This window comes from Peribacillus sp. TH16 (assembly GCF_016651095.1).
In the GTDB taxonomy this organism is placed as follows: Bacteria; Bacillota; Bacilli; order Bacillales; family DSM-1321; genus Peribacillus; species Peribacillus butanolivorans.
Map to the genome: position 1 here is coordinate 2,385,425 of NZ_JAEKEM010000009.1, position 13,749 is coordinate 2,399,173.

Here is a 13,749-nt window from a genome sequence, read left to right on the forward strand (position 1 = left end):
TTTTTATTTAGGATAAGCAATGATACAGATATCCTCTCCAGACATGTCCACACTAGAGATGGAAACATCCATTGCTTCATCCATTGTATCTACATTGATTCCGCTAAATGGTGTAAGCGAGTTTCTCCCGCCTAATAGTTTAGGTGCGACATAGATCAAGTACTTATCGATGAGTCCTGCCCTTAGGAATGAGGCGTTTACTTCACTTCCGCCCTCAAGTAAGACATCCGTTATTCCTTTTTTATATAGTTCTTCCATCAGAATTCTCAAATCCAAACCTGCATCTGTTTTTGGAACAATAATGAATTCAATTCCTTTTTCACTTAAGGCAGCAATTTTATCTACAGATGCATTTTCCTGCGTCACAATCACGGTTTTAGCATCCGATACCTGAACAACATTGGCATCTAATGGAACACGGAGTTCACTGTCTAAAATAATTCGTATCGGGTTCTTCCCTCCGCCTTCTGGAAGCCGAGTCGTTAAGGATGGGTTATCAGCCAATACAGTCCCAATACCGATGAGAATAGCATCGACTTCATCACGAAGAAGATGAACGGAATGGCGAGACTCTTCTCCTGTAATCCACTTAGAATGGCCTGTATGGGTCGCAAGCTTGCCATCGAGTGTCATCGCATATTTAGAAATGACAAATGGACGATTTGTTATCATATTGTGAATAAAACGCTCATTCAATCTTTGGGCTTCCTTTTCCAAAACTCCGACTTCCACTTCAATTCCTGCATCCCGAAGAATTGAAATTCCTCTTCCTGCAACTTCAGGGTTTGGGTCTTGTGTAGCCACTACAACTCGACGTACACCTGATTCTTTTACTAAATTAGCACACGGAGGTGTCTTTCCATAATGAGAACATGGCTCAAGAGTGACGTAAAGAGTCGCATCTTTCGCATAATCCCCCGCCATTTTAAACGCATGAACCTCTGCATGCGGCTCACCCGCTTTACGATGGATCCCCGTTCCAGCGATGACACCGTCTTTAACTATAACTGCCCCAACTACTGGATTAGGATTCGTCTTTCCTTTAGCACTGGCCGCTAAATCAAGCGCCAATTTCATGTAATATTGATCATTATTCATAGCCACATTCTCCTTACACAATCAAAGTAGGCTTCTTTTGCGGAATATGCCCGGATTTCTTAACCTTTGTATTCAGATAGAAACTATTATCGTCTGTCAAACCGCCCCAAAGTGGGATATGGTCTTTAGCCGCAAGTCCATGCTTTTTAAGAGCGTTCAACTTTTTCGGGTTATTCGTAATCAAAGTTACTGGATTCTCACGCAGTTCTCTCAATACCCGAATGGCACCCTCATACGACCGTGTGTCGTCTTCAAATCCTAAAGCTTGATTCGCTTCAACAGTGTCATAACCTTCTTGTTGAAGCAAATATGCCAAGGATTTCGAGAACAAGCCTATCCCTCTTCCTTCATGGTCTGCAAGGTAAAAAATAGCGCCGCAACCATGCTCGGCTATCATCTTCATTGATTGGTGAAGCTGGTATCCGCAATCACAGCGTTTACTGCCAAAGATATCCCCTGTGTGACAGATGCTATGCATACGGACTAGTGCATCCTCCGACTTCTGGAAATCACCGTACACCAATACAGAAGATTGCTGACCAAAAGCCAGGTTGGCTTCTGAAAGCGACTCAAGTACTGTTTCCTTGTCGTTCTCAGTGCCATCTAACTGGAGCCATGTATACCATTGAAAAACAGTAGAGAAATCCCCTTGTTCAACTGGAAGATTCACCGGCCCCACAAGGCATAGATCATCTTTCCCTGGAGTTTTAATGATGTTCATTTTATCTATTAAAAGGTCTTTTGTTTGCTTGGTTATATTCATAATAACATCACCTATTTTATAATTTATAGTGAGCCTGCCCCTTACTTTAGGTAAGTAAGTATATTACTATACACTATACCTGTCAATGAATGAGTTTACAAATAATAGTGTGTGTTTGTTTCTAATATTCAAGTGGGTTTTTCTCAAACCGCTATCATATCGGCTATCTATAATACATATTTTAACGTATAAAGAAAACGTGTCTATAGATAGACTCAGGAAAGGAAGGCAAGATTTTGGAGGATTTCCCTTATTTTTTATACGACCCTGACCTTTTTCCGATTTGTGACAAGGCAGAGAATATGTATCGAAAATCCGAAGGACCAATGTTCCGCCCCTTCTCGGCCGCTAATCCAGATATGTTAGTTAAATCAGCAAAGTCTTCGCAATCTTTACTACTCGATGTAAAAAAAGTCGTGGATACTTTAGCCACATCCATGCCCTTCTCCACCAGGTTAATGACTGCTGCTCAAGAATCAAAAAAGACTGTCGTGATTGATATGATTCGAAAGACAGGCGTCAAAACCGTACCTGACATCATGTATAGCCCTGATGGAATACGCTTTGATTTCCATCAAATAACAGGTGATGAAACGCGTATCATCGTCAGCTTGAAATGGAGGGATATGTAGGTAATGACCAATCTTTTCAAAAAACCGAAGCCCTTTTTTCGGCTTCGGTTCATTAAGTTCATTTGTTTACGATTCGAAAGTTTCAACTAACAATGCGAGCGTACGTGCCATGACTCCAGTAGCCCCCGCTGTGCATAATTCGGAACTAATCGAGGTCGTGGATGTTCCGGCAATATCCAGATGCACCCATGGAGTTGCTTCGGCAAATTCACCTATAAAGGCACCGCCCATGATTGCATGTCCAGCTCCACCTGGTGAATTATTCAAATCCGCTATTTTACTGTTGCGCACCCGTTCTTTGTCTTTTTCGGTAATTGGCAGACGCCACATCGGCTCTCCCGCTTCCTCTGAGGCTTTAAGGACTTGCTCATAGAATTTCACGTTATTGGTCATTGCACCCGTCATATCCATACCTAGGGCCGTTATAACACCACCAGTTAAGGTTGCAACGTCAACAAGATATTCTGCACCATGATGTTTAGCGTACGTTATAGCATCCGCCAAAACAAGCCGTCCTTCCGCATCAGTATTCAATACCTCAATCGTTTTGCCGCTCATGGCAGTAATCACATCATCCGGCTTAAAGGCATCGCCGCTGATCATGTTATCAGTAGAAGGAATGACAGCTACGACATTTTGATCCGGTCCTAATTCACCTATAATTTCCATTGCACCTAAAACCGCTGCCGCTCCTCCCATATCCGTCTTCATTCCGACGATTCCAGCCTTCGTTTTCAATGAGTAGCCACCAGTATCAAAAGTGATACCTTTTCCCACCAACCCGATAACATCTGTCCATTCTTCTTTGCCTTGATACTTAAGGACAATCATTTTCGGAGGTTCGACCGACCCTTGATTAACTGCAAGAAGAGCACCCATACCTAGCTTGAGCATGTCTTCTTTCTCAAGGATTTCTACTTCAAAACCATAACGTTCACCTAAAGTAGATGAATAGTCAGCTAGATCCTTTGATGTCAACAAATTCCCTGGTGTGTTAACCAATGTTCTGGCTGAATTCGTTGCTCTTCCAAAAATACGGCCAACATGAAGGGCAGCTCCAACTTCTTCGTTATCAAATTCACTATAGACCGTAATTGATTCAATATTTTTTTCAGCCTGATTCGATTTTTGTTTGTAGCCCGCAAACTTATAGGAAGCCAGCTCGAAAGCCTCAGAAAAGGCGTGGGCAGCATCTAGTGCATCCAAGTTTTCAGTCGTAAATGTATCCAATGCTATCGAAAGCGTCGTAAGTTTTGATTTTGCAATTGTTTTACACGATTTACCCAGAGCTTCACGCAACGTTTCAAGGGTAAGCTCTTTATCCTTGCCCAACCCTACAAAGATCAATCTCTTTACACCTAATTTTCCTAATGTATGTATTTTTACAACTGATTTTTTCTTGAAAGAGATTTCACCTGCCTTCACTAATTCAGTAAGTTGACCGGATAATTTCTCATCGGCTTCTTTTCCTATACCGGCAAATTTTATGGGCCGGTCAAAAACGCCTATAATCAGGCATTCTTCGATTACATCTATATTCAAGGAATTTTTTACTGTAAACATTCTGATACCTCCTCCGTTCGATTATCTTTATTATAACGAAATCTTCCGAAATTTTCGAATAAGGACCAATGTTAATAATAATAAGAGATATAGTTTAGAATACCCACCTTTAGAGAAATAGTATAAGAAAGATCATATTTACTCTTACAAGCAGGTAATCGACAGGATTTGATGGAAAGTATAATAAGGGCCAAATCGTCCGATGAAAGAAGCAAGATTACTTATTCACCTTTATATAGATTTCAACGTTATTTTATAATCAGAAAGAAGGCTGATACTTTTGGAATTATTTTTTAACTTCCCTTTAATCGCAGCATTAATTGCCATTTTCTTTGCTCAATTCATTAAAGTACCCATTCATTTTATCGCTTTTCGTAAAGTTAACTGGTCACTTCTTAACTCGACTGGCGGTATGCCAAGCTCTCACTCAGCGGCCGTGTCCGCTCTTACCGTAGCCGTGGGGATAGAAACCGGAATGGACTCCCCGGTCTTTGCCGTTGCTACCATATTCGCCGTCATCACGATGTTTGATGCGACTGGAGTAAGACGGCAGGCAGGAGAACAGGCGGCTGTCTTAAATCAACTCGTAACAGACTTTAATACGTTTGTCGAGCAAGCAAAGAATTGGCAGAAAAAAGCGGAGAAACAGAAACAGCAACAATTAAAGGAACTGCTAGGCCATAAACCTATTGAGGTCTTTTTCGGTGCCTTAACAGGAGTATTCATTGCACTTATTCTTCACTTTTTTATCTTTCAAGGGTAGGTGGTTAACATGAAAATAATCTCTCTTTGCCCAAGCAATACAGAGCTTTGCACATATTTGGGTATTGAAGAACAGCTGATTGCAATTGATGACTATTCAGATTGGCCTGAATCCATTCAGCATCTGCCAAAAGTCGGTCCGGATTTGTCGATAAATATCGAACTCGTAGAATCATTAAAGCCTGATTTGGTGCTGGCTTCACTGAGTGTACCTGGCATGGAAAAAAATATTGAAGGACTAAAGGAAAGAAATCTCCCTTATATTATTTTCAACCCGCAATCGCTTGAAGATATCGCCCAGGACTTGCTGACACTTGGCAAGGCCATTCACGCTAAGGATATAGCAGAGGAACAGGCTGCCAAATTCCGGGCGACTATCTTGCAATATAAAACGATTGCCGACAAAATCGAAACAAAGCCATCCCTATATTGGGAATGGTGGCCTAATCCCCTATTCAGCCCTGGGGGGGTTAACTGGTTAACGGAGATCAGCCGACTGGCCGGTGGGTATAATCTTTTTGAAGAGATAGATATGGCAAGTATTCAGGTTCCTTCCGAAGAGGTCCAAACAAAGAATCCTGATCATATTTGTTTAGCCTGGGTCGGTGTTCCTTTACGAAAAGTAAAACCTGAGCTGGTCAAGAAACGGAAAGGGTGGGCAGAGATAAAGGCTGTCCGAGATAATAACATTCATATTATGGAGGAACCTTTATTCTGCAGGCCTTCTCCTCGTTTACTAGATGGATTGTCAAAGCTGGCTATGACTCTTCACCCTGAGGCCTACAGCGGCATTAGGTAAGTCAATAAAGCATCTGCTATAACAAAAATTACATCAAAAAAGGCTGACTCCCAAGTTGAGTCAACCTTTTTTTAAACTCCTGATTTCCGTCGATTGGAATTTTAATAGTCATCTAGTTAGCTTTTAAAAGGCAAAGGAAGAAACCTTTTTGTTTAATGCCTTTTCGGCAATTTTATGCTTAAAAACCTGCCTAACTTTGGTTTCATTCAACTTGTTTAATTGTGCTTCTGATAAATTTCCATTCCCTTTTTGCACAATATATACTTCTAGGGTTTTCTTTCCCCAGTTTTCATACACATCTTGTACCGTTTCGTAGTATAGATCGAGGTGATTTCCTTTAATCGCTCCACCCTTATCTGCTACTACTCCAAACCCATAACCAGGTATCCAAAGGATGGTGCCTAGCGGAAAAACAGTAAGATCAGCAGCAATGGTGGAAAACAAATCCCTCTTCACCTTCACCCCTGAATATGTAATCCCATAAGATGGGCTTTCCGGATACTTTCCTGTCGACTCATACCCTGCTGTATATCCTGTTGCCAAAACCTCATGCTTAGGATATTTAGAGAGCTCGATTGCCTCTTCAATAGTTGCTGGACTATTGCTCATTGAAGCGGAGGCCGCTAGTGTTGTGACATGGCTCCCTCTATGTACGGCTTTATATTCGAGACCAATCATTCGATTTTGTCTCATAGCATCCTCTAAAGGGTGAACTTCTGACGATGCTCCAAAAACATGATTTAAGGTTGATTCAATAGCTAAGATAAATAATATGATGATAGCAACCCTCAAAAATAATGTCTTTAAAATCTTCATGTATATTTGTTTCACTCCTCTCACAAGGATATTTGTTCCCTTTCCCTAGTGAAAGTATTCATAAAACATAAAAACAATTTTTTATTTTATATACAAAACATAAAAAAAGACTGCCGATAAATGACAGTCCTTCATATTTAAAACATTTGATATCCTTTATTTCTTAAAGTCTTAATAACGACTCCAGCTAAAACCGCTCCAAGTAATCCACTTGATAAAATTATAATATCCGCAGTATGCAAGGAAGTAAGGTTCGTCCCAAGCTGCGAAAAAGATATCCCCGGATTTCTGAAATATTCGATTAGCTTAGTTTCATTAACTATGATGATGAAAACGATTGGAAATAAGATGACCATGATCCATGAAGAACGAAAGAGCATATTAAGCAAAAAGCCTATACCAAAAAATAATATAAAAAATAAGAGTATTGAGATAATTAAAACAGGCAATGGCATGTTATTCTAGACCCTCCTTTAAAGCAACACTTTTAGTTTACTGAAAACATAATTGGTACGTCAACGACTTAATACCAAATAATACCGAACAAACGATAATTAACCAAATCACATAAATAATTTATACGATGTATATCCAAATTGATTTCCCGGGTTTAACCCGTCCAGCATAGTCTGCATTCTTTCCTTTTTAAAGGCTAATAGTTGTTCTAATAATAAAGATTGCTTGCCTTCCTGTATGAGTAAATCAGGATCATAAAATTTAGCTTCATACAATTCATCCAATTGAGCGGTCACTTCAAAACTAAGCGGCTTAAGTAAAAACACTAACATATTATCACTTATTTCCCCTTTAATGACCCCGCTTCTTACACCTACCATGCCTTCGATTTCTGTATGAATGCCTGTCTCCTCTAACACTTCTCTTATGACAGCTTCATCAACTGTTTCATCATTTTTGACAAAACCGGCAGGAAGAGACCACTGCCCCTTCAACCCGCCGTAACGTTTGTTGACGACCAGCCATTCACCCGTATCGGATATCACAAGACCAGACACAGCCAGCCAAACATTTTTGCAGCGTTCCACCAAATCCCACTTCCCTCTATTTAATTTCCACTATTAGTAGTGTAAACCCATTTTTCCCATAAAACCACAGAGAACGTACAATAGTGAGACAGATACTATCCGTTCATTCAAGGGTTTGACTTAATCAATTTATTAGCATCTATTTGGGATGAATTCAATAATATGTCTGTAACGTACAAAACTTTATCAATCTAATCTTATACCAATACTTATTTTTCATTGTGTTCCACATCTGAATGGCACATACTCCTCATCTCTCACAGAGTGAGTATCATTATTTCAAGAACACATACTTGCTAAAGATTGAGATGTTTCCATATAATAAAAAAAAAGCCATTCAGGAAAAATCCCCAAACGGCTTTCGGAATATATTTTAAAATTAAAGGACGTTGAATTTACCCTTTTTAGCAACTAGGGAGGCTCCACCAATCATTAATAACGCTCTATTATCAACCATTTTCTTCATAAATGAAGCGGTTTTCCCTGTAACTTTCTTGCCGAATACAACGCCAATCGCATTGTCATCACCAAGTGAACATACAGTTCCTTTGTTTTCGAATGTGAAAGTCTCAAGGTCACTTTGGTTACGTACTAATTTAGTGAGGTTTTTCGCAATAACTTCACCTTGTTGCATAGCGATCTGTGCAGTAGGAGGATATGGACGATTAATTTCTTCGTTGATGATTAATGCACAGTCACCTACAATGAAGATATCGTCATGACCTGGTGCACGCATATCAAGGTTTACTTTAATACGTCCGCGCATTGCTTCAAAGCCAGAAGCTTCAATAACTGAGCTACCACGTACGCCAGCTGCCCATACTACAGTTCCTGCTTTGATTTCTTCTACTTCATCTTCGCCTTTTGCAACGATAATACCTTCAGGAGTAGCACCTTTAATCGGAGTACCGATTTTGAATTCCACACCTTTTTTCTCAAGGTAAGACACAGCATAGTCCACTAATTCTGGATCGAAACCCGGAAGAACAGCTGGTGCTGCTTCTACACAGTACATACGAACTTTTTGGAAATCGATATCGTATTCTTTACAAAGTTCAGGGACACGGTTAGCTAATTCTCCAAGGAATTCGATACCCGTAAATCCTGCTCCACCAACAACGATTGTTAAGCGATCTTCATTTTTCTCAACTTCTGAGCTGTAAGTAGCAAATTGCAATTGAATATGATCACGGATTTCACGTGCAGTGTTTACGTTAGAGATAGAGAAAGCATATTCTTTTAACCCTTGAATTCCGAAAGTTTCAGATTCTGGTCCAAGTCCTACCACAAGGAAATCATAAGAAACTTCGCCGTTTTCAAGAATAACTTTTTTATCTTCTGTTTTAACTTCTAAAACAGAGTCTTGGATGAATTTAACTTTACTGCTGTTGATTACACTTTTGATTGGGTAACGCACACGATCGTGGTGAAGAGTTCCAGCGGATGCTTCATGTAGCCAGGTTGTTTCATAGTGGTAATCATTTTTGTTAACTAATACGATTTCTGCTTCATTTTGACCTAATGCTTTTTGTAAACGAGTAACGGTCATTAATCCACCATAACCTGCTCCTAAAACAACGATAGTTGGCTTTTTCAAAAGTATTCGTCCACCTTTACGATATTTTCTTGTGATGCTTCCCATAACTAAAATCTATTGACTATCCTATAATTTCCATTATAAAAAGCACTCTTATACATTTGTGACTTATTTCACGTACTATTTCAAAATTGTCATAAAAAGTTCATAAAAATTTTACAAAATGATGTCTAAGTAAATATTAGTCGTTTTCCTATCCTTTTTCAAGTAACAATCTGAATTTTTTCTTAATTAAAATACAGATAAAAAATGACACTAATTACTTAGTGGTTATGCAGTATTTTACTACTCTTTTTATAGCAGAAAGAGCACTTTTACCTACTTGACATAGGATAGCGAAGTACATTCTCATTCTATTTATTTAGCATGCCTCTCTTATTGTCGAAACTTTCTTACTTTTTGAATCTTTCTCCGTTTTTTAAAACTTTATCTATGGTAAAATAAGAGAATAAATTTTAGCAAACCTAGTATATCGGAGGGATAACGTTGGAAGTTAATGAAAAAGTTTATGATATTACCATCATTGGCGGAGGCCCAGTCGGACTATTTACTGCATTTTATGGTGGCATGAGACAAGCATCCGTGAAAATCATTGAGAGTCTCCCACAATTAGGCGGGCAATTATCAGCCCTTTATCCTGAGAAATACATTTATGATATCGCAGGTTTCCCTAAAGTACGCGCTCAGGAATTAGTCAATAATTTGAAAGAGCAAATGGCAAAATTTGAACAAACTGTAGTCTTAGAACAATCCGTTAAAGAAGTAGAAAAGCAAGCCGATGGCGTATTCAAGCTAACGACTGATAAAGAAATTCATTATTCTAAAACCATTATTATTACAGCTGGGAATGGAGCATTCCAACCGCGCCGCATCGAAATTGAAGATGCAAAAAAATACGAGAGCAACAACCTGCACTATTTCATCGATGACCTTAATCATTTTGAAGGCAAAAAAGTGGTGGTCTTCGGAGGCGGGGATTCAGCAGTCGACTGGGCACTAATGCTTGAGCCTATCGCTGAGAAGGTAAGTATCGTTCACAGAAGAGATAAGTTCCGTGCCCACGAACATAGTGTAGAAAATCTTAAAAATTCAAAAGTTGAAATAAAAACCCCTTACATACCTGCAGAATTGATTGGTATTGAAAATCAAATCCATACAGTGGTCCTTAAGGATACAAATGGTGAAGATACAGAAACTTTAGAAGTAGATGCAGTTATTGTCAACTACGGTTTCGTTTCTTCTCTGGGTCCCATTAAAGAATGGGGACTTGATATTCAGAAAAATAGCATCTTAGTGAACTCCAGAATGGAAACAAACATCCCCGGAATCTATGCTGCAGGAGATATTGCAACCTATGACGGCAAAGTCAAATTAATTGCAAGTGGTTTTGGCGAGGCTCCAACCGCTGTTAATCACGCTAAGCAATATATTGATCCAAAAGCAAAAGTCCAGCCTATGCACAGCTCCTCTATGTTTTAATAAACAAACTTTCAATACAACGCATGAACCGGCATAATCAAAGCCGGTTTTTTTATTGTCCCCATTTTCCTACTGTGGATAACTATTTTTTTTATGAATTATCCACAGTATTAACCATGTTTTATAACGGGTAGAGAATATTAGTAAAACAGAAAAAAAGAATGCACATATGAATATTTTAATTGCAGGAGCTGATGGAACAACTGGAAAGCATATATTATTGAAGAATTATTGAAGAATTTTCAAAAAATCCACAACTTACAGTGTATGGCATGATCCGGAAAGAAGAACAAGCTCGGACACCCTATACTTGCAGATTTAGGGGGTAATGTGGATAAAACAGTGGATAACATGAAAGCGATCATATTTTCAGCCGGACCCGGACCAAAAACAGGACCCGTTAAAACGACAGCTGTGGATAAGAATAGAGCAATTAAACTAATTGATGCTGCTAAGATGAACGGTATCGATCGTTTTGTAATGATAAGCTCTGATGGTTCTGATAATCCACAACAAGCTCAAGAAACACTTCGCCACTATCTCGAAGCAAAACATGATGCGGATGAACATTTAAAAGCAAGTGGAATGACTTACACCATTGTCCGTCAGTAGCATTGACCAATGACAAAGCTGTGGGCAAAATCACAGCTGAGGAAAAAGTCGACCATCCCCACAAATCAATTCCAAGAGCCGACGTTGCTACAGTTCTTGCTCATTCTGTCACATAGGAAAAAACATTTAATAACACATTTGAGATTTCCAGCGGCAGCCTTCCAATCAAGGAAGCTCTGCACAATATATAAAGTATCGCTTAATTAATAAGCATTAAAAAGGTGAGCACTTTAAAAAGTGCTCACCTTTTTTTCAACAATCAAGATTTTTTAGCAATTCTCCGGTGTACCAGCGTTCTTTGCTGTTTTGAAAGAAGACCCACAACCGCATGACGCGATAGCATTTGGGTTTTCAATTGTAAACCCTCCACCCATCATCGTTTGTTTATAATCAATCACTGTTCCATTCAATATATCTGCATCCTCGTTATCCACAAGGATCTTAATTTCAAACTGTTCCAGCTGGTCATCTTTCTCTCCGGGCTCTTGTTCGAAGCCCATTCCGTAGGATAATCCACTGCAGCCTCCGCCTTTAACAGCCACTCTTAAAAAGGAACCTTCTTCACCATTTTGCTTCATCATTTCTTTTATCTGAAAAGCAGCAGCTTCCGTTATTTGAACAACTTCACTCACAATAAATCCCTCCTTCTTCTGATATGTGAGATAGACTATTTCTCCTTATATTATATACCAAAGAATTTCACCCGCTCAATTTTCCAGCTCGAAAAAATTAATCTTCCATCTCCTATTGTACCAACATTTTATAAAAATTAGGTTATATTAAGGTGTATAGATATAATGAACCAAGCAAATAGTCTTACTCTTAAAAAGGGGGAATCTTTATCGAAGATTTAAGGCCTCTATATGACAAAAGCATGGAATGTCTTCTGTACCTATTTTATAACAAGCAAAAAGACTACCCCAAAAGGAACAGCCTTTTTGATTGTTATTGATGATTAAAACATTTGATACTCATCAATAAACTTATATATTTTTTCTACCAGTTCATCCGTTGTATCCCCAAAAATTACTTCACCATTTACAAGTGCGTATAAGTTACTGGAACATCTACCACAATGACCCAGACAACCATATTCAATAATATCTAAATTAGGATCGCGTTCTAATCTTTCCAAAGCCTCTTGAGCACCACTGGCTAGATTGCTTACACAAAATTCAATAATCGGATACATTGTTTCACCTCATCGTTATTAACAATACATCTTATTACATCTTCCATATACAGTCAATATTTACGCACAAAAAATAAGCCGATTTTAAGATACCAGTTGTGATTTCCCTTTATATTCGTTATACTTTTGTCGGGGTATGTAAAACAAGAAAATCATTTATTTATTTTTATTCTTATTAAATTGGGGCATATATATTTAATTAAATTTTAAAGGGATTCATTTGGGGGAATCCTATAGTAGGTCATTTACTTTTACAAGTGAAATAATTAACAAATTTTTCAAGAGATCAAATAAAGGGGAAAAAAACATATGAAGAATTTAGTCATACTTGGTGGTGGCTATGGTGGTATGCGCATGTTGCAAAGATTGCTGCCTAATCAGCTTCCTGAAAATGTGAGCATCACGCTTATCGACCGTAATCCTTATCACTGCTTAAAAACGGAATATTATGCTTTAGCAGCAGGTACCATTCCTGATCAGCACATCCGTGTTGCATTTCCAGAACATCCTCGCTTGAAGAACGTATACGGAGAAGTACTTTCCATCGATATGGAAAATAAACAAGTTATTTTAGAAAATCAAGAGCCTGTTGTTTATGATGATTTAGTTATTGGCCTTGGCTGCGAAGATAAATACCACAATATTCCTGGTGCAGACACACATACTTATAGTATCCAAACCATTGATAAATCACGTCGCACATATTCAGCATTGAATAATTTAGGTGCTGGTGCAACTGTATCAATAATTGGTGGAGGACTTAGCGGTGTTGAGTTAGCCAGCGAATTGATTGAGAGTCGTTCTGATTTAAATGTTAAGCTATTTGACCGTGGACCACATATTCTATCTGCATTCCCAGAAAGACTAAGTACCTTTGTCGAATCTTGGTTTGATAAACATACAATTGAAATTATTCATCATTCTAATATAACCAAAGTTGAACCAAACCTTCTTTATAATGGCGATGAAGCCGTTCAAAGTGACGTCATCGTCTGGACAGCTGGCATTCAGCCAAGTAAAATAATCCGCGATATGGATATTGAAAAAGACGGTCAAGGTAGAGCAGTACTGACGCCTCAGCATTTCCTTCCATCTAATGATAGCATCTTTGTAGTCGGCGACTGTGCTAGCCTGCCGCATGCACCAAGTGCCCAATTAGCGGAATCACAAGCTGAACAAATCGTCCAAGTCCTTGTAAAAAAATGGGCAAATGAACCACTTCCAGAAAGCTTCCCTACCATGAAATTAAAAGGGACATTGGGCTCTCTTGGGAAGAAACAAGGTTTCGGTCTTGTTGCAAATCGTCCTATTACTGGAAGAGTAGCACGCCTGATGAAATCAGGAATTCTATGGATGTATAAATACCATAACGGTTGATTCAAGATTTCATAAA

General features: G+C 38.8%; 16 protein-coding genes. 7 read left to right on the forward strand and 9 right to left on the reverse strand.

The annotated features are described in order from the left end of the window. Positions 1-3: 3 nt before the first annotated feature. Together ribD and JFV29_RS25610 are read right to left on the reverse strand one after the other, a co-directional pair. Positions 4-1,098, reverse strand: a complete 1,095-nt coding sequence (ribD, locus tag JFV29_RS25605; RefSeq protein WP_056524761.1) for a bifunctional diaminohydroxyphosphoribosylaminopyrimidine deaminase/5-amino-6-(5-phosphoribosylamino)uracil reductase RibD — start codon at positions 1,096-1,098, stop codon at positions 4-6. A gap of 13 nt (positions 1,099-1,111) precedes the next feature. Beyond that, positions 1,112-1,861 (reverse strand): GTP cyclohydrolase II, encoded by a 750-nt coding sequence (locus JFV29_RS25610; RefSeq protein ID WP_201187186.1) that lies wholly within the window; start codon positions 1,859-1,861, stop codon positions 1,112-1,114. A 236-nt stretch (positions 1,862-2,097) separates the two neighbouring features. On the opposite strand from JFV29_RS25610, the gene JFV29_RS25615 reads away from it, so the two are divergent. Then, positions 2,098-2,493, forward strand: a complete 396-nt coding sequence (locus JFV29_RS25615; protein ID WP_201187188.1) for a hypothetical protein — start codon at positions 2,098-2,100, stop codon at positions 2,491-2,493. Between the two features lie 66 nt (positions 2,494-2,559). Here JFV29_RS25615 and JFV29_RS25620 read toward each other — a convergent pair whose 3' ends face one another. Further along, positions 2,560-4,056 (reverse strand): leucyl aminopeptidase, encoded by a 1,497-nt coding sequence (locus JFV29_RS25620; RefSeq protein ID WP_201187190.1) that lies wholly within the window; start codon positions 4,054-4,056, stop codon positions 2,560-2,562. A gap of 280 nt (positions 4,057-4,336) precedes the next feature. Here JFV29_RS25620 and JFV29_RS25625 point away from each other — a divergent pair, with 280 nt between their 5' ends. Together JFV29_RS25625 and JFV29_RS25630 are read left to right on the forward strand one after the other, a co-directional pair. After that, positions 4,337-4,819 carry a divergent PAP2 family protein gene (locus JFV29_RS25625; RefSeq protein WP_201187192.1) on the forward strand — a complete coding sequence of 161 codons (483 nt, stop codon included), beginning with the start codon at positions 4,337-4,339 and terminating at the stop codon, positions 4,817-4,819. A 9-nt stretch (positions 4,820-4,828) separates the two neighbouring features. Then, positions 4,829-5,617 carry a cobalamin-binding protein gene (locus JFV29_RS25630; protein WP_053348722.1) on the forward strand — a complete coding sequence of 263 codons (789 nt, stop codon included), beginning with the start codon at positions 4,829-4,831 and terminating at the stop codon, positions 5,615-5,617. Positions 5,618-5,740: 123 nt separating this feature from the next. On the opposite strand, the gene JFV29_RS25635 is transcribed toward JFV29_RS25630, so the two are convergent. The 4 genes from JFV29_RS25635 to JFV29_RS25650 form a co-directional block, all read right to left on the reverse strand. Then, a complete protein-coding gene (locus JFV29_RS25635; RefSeq protein WP_201187194.1) occupies positions 5,741-6,433 on the reverse strand; it encodes a 3D domain-containing protein in 693 nt (230 codons plus the stop codon). 137 nt (positions 6,434-6,570) lie between these two features. Next, positions 6,571-6,888, reverse strand: coding sequence for a YuiB family protein (locus JFV29_RS25640; RefSeq protein WP_056524740.1), 318 nt, complete (start codon positions 6,886-6,888; stop codon positions 6,571-6,573). 108 nt (positions 6,889-6,996) lie between these two features. Beyond that, the gene (locus tag JFV29_RS25645) at positions 6,997-7,476 is read right to left on the reverse strand and encodes an NUDIX domain-containing protein (protein WP_176527503.1); all 480 of its coding nucleotides are present in this window, start codon (positions 7,474-7,476) and stop codon (positions 6,997-6,999) included. 379 nt (positions 7,477-7,855) lie between these two features. Beyond that, positions 7,856-9,073: an NAD(P)/FAD-dependent oxidoreductase gene (locus JFV29_RS25650; RefSeq protein ID WP_201187196.1), complete on the reverse strand. Its 1,218-nt coding sequence runs from the start codon at positions 9,071-9,073 to the stop codon at positions 7,856-7,858. Between the two features lie 486 nt (positions 9,074-9,559). Here JFV29_RS25650 and JFV29_RS25655 point away from each other — a divergent pair, with 486 nt between their 5' ends. The 3 genes from JFV29_RS25655 (at position 9,560) to JFV29_RS30780 (ending at position 11,280) form a co-directional block, all read left to right on the forward strand. Further along, positions 9,560-10,552, forward strand: coding sequence for an NAD(P)/FAD-dependent oxidoreductase (locus JFV29_RS25655; RefSeq protein WP_201187198.1), 993 nt, complete (start codon positions 9,560-9,562; stop codon positions 10,550-10,552). Positions 10,553-10,882: 330 nt separating this feature from the next. Beyond that, positions 10,883-11,164, forward strand: a complete 282-nt coding sequence (locus JFV29_RS25660) for an NAD(P)H-binding protein (protein WP_201187200.1) — start codon at positions 10,883-10,885, stop codon at positions 11,162-11,164. A 2-nt stretch (positions 11,165-11,166) separates the two neighbouring features. Next, the gene (locus tag JFV29_RS30780) at positions 11,167-11,280 is read left to right on the forward strand and encodes an SDR family oxidoreductase (protein WP_242486073.1); all 114 of its coding nucleotides are present in this window, start codon (positions 11,167-11,169) and stop codon (positions 11,278-11,280) included. 153 nt (positions 11,281-11,433) lie between these two features. On the opposite strand, the gene JFV29_RS25665 is transcribed toward JFV29_RS30780, so the two are convergent. Together JFV29_RS25665 and JFV29_RS25670 are read right to left on the reverse strand one after the other, a co-directional pair. Beyond that, a complete protein-coding gene (locus JFV29_RS25665; protein WP_056524722.1) occupies positions 11,434-11,796 on the reverse strand; it encodes a HesB/IscA family protein in 363 nt (120 codons plus the stop codon). Positions 11,797-12,119: 323 nt separating this feature from the next. Continuing rightward, positions 12,120-12,356 (reverse strand): YuzB family protein, encoded by a 237-nt coding sequence (locus JFV29_RS25670; RefSeq protein ID WP_053348713.1) that lies wholly within the window; start codon positions 12,354-12,356, stop codon positions 12,120-12,122. A 309-nt stretch (positions 12,357-12,665) separates the two neighbouring features. Here JFV29_RS25670 and JFV29_RS25675 point away from each other — a divergent pair, with 309 nt between their 5' ends. Then, positions 12,666-13,733, forward strand: a complete 1,068-nt coding sequence (locus JFV29_RS25675; protein ID WP_053348712.1) for an NAD(P)/FAD-dependent oxidoreductase — start codon at positions 12,666-12,668, stop codon at positions 13,731-13,733. Positions 13,734-13,749: the final 16 nt, after the last annotated feature.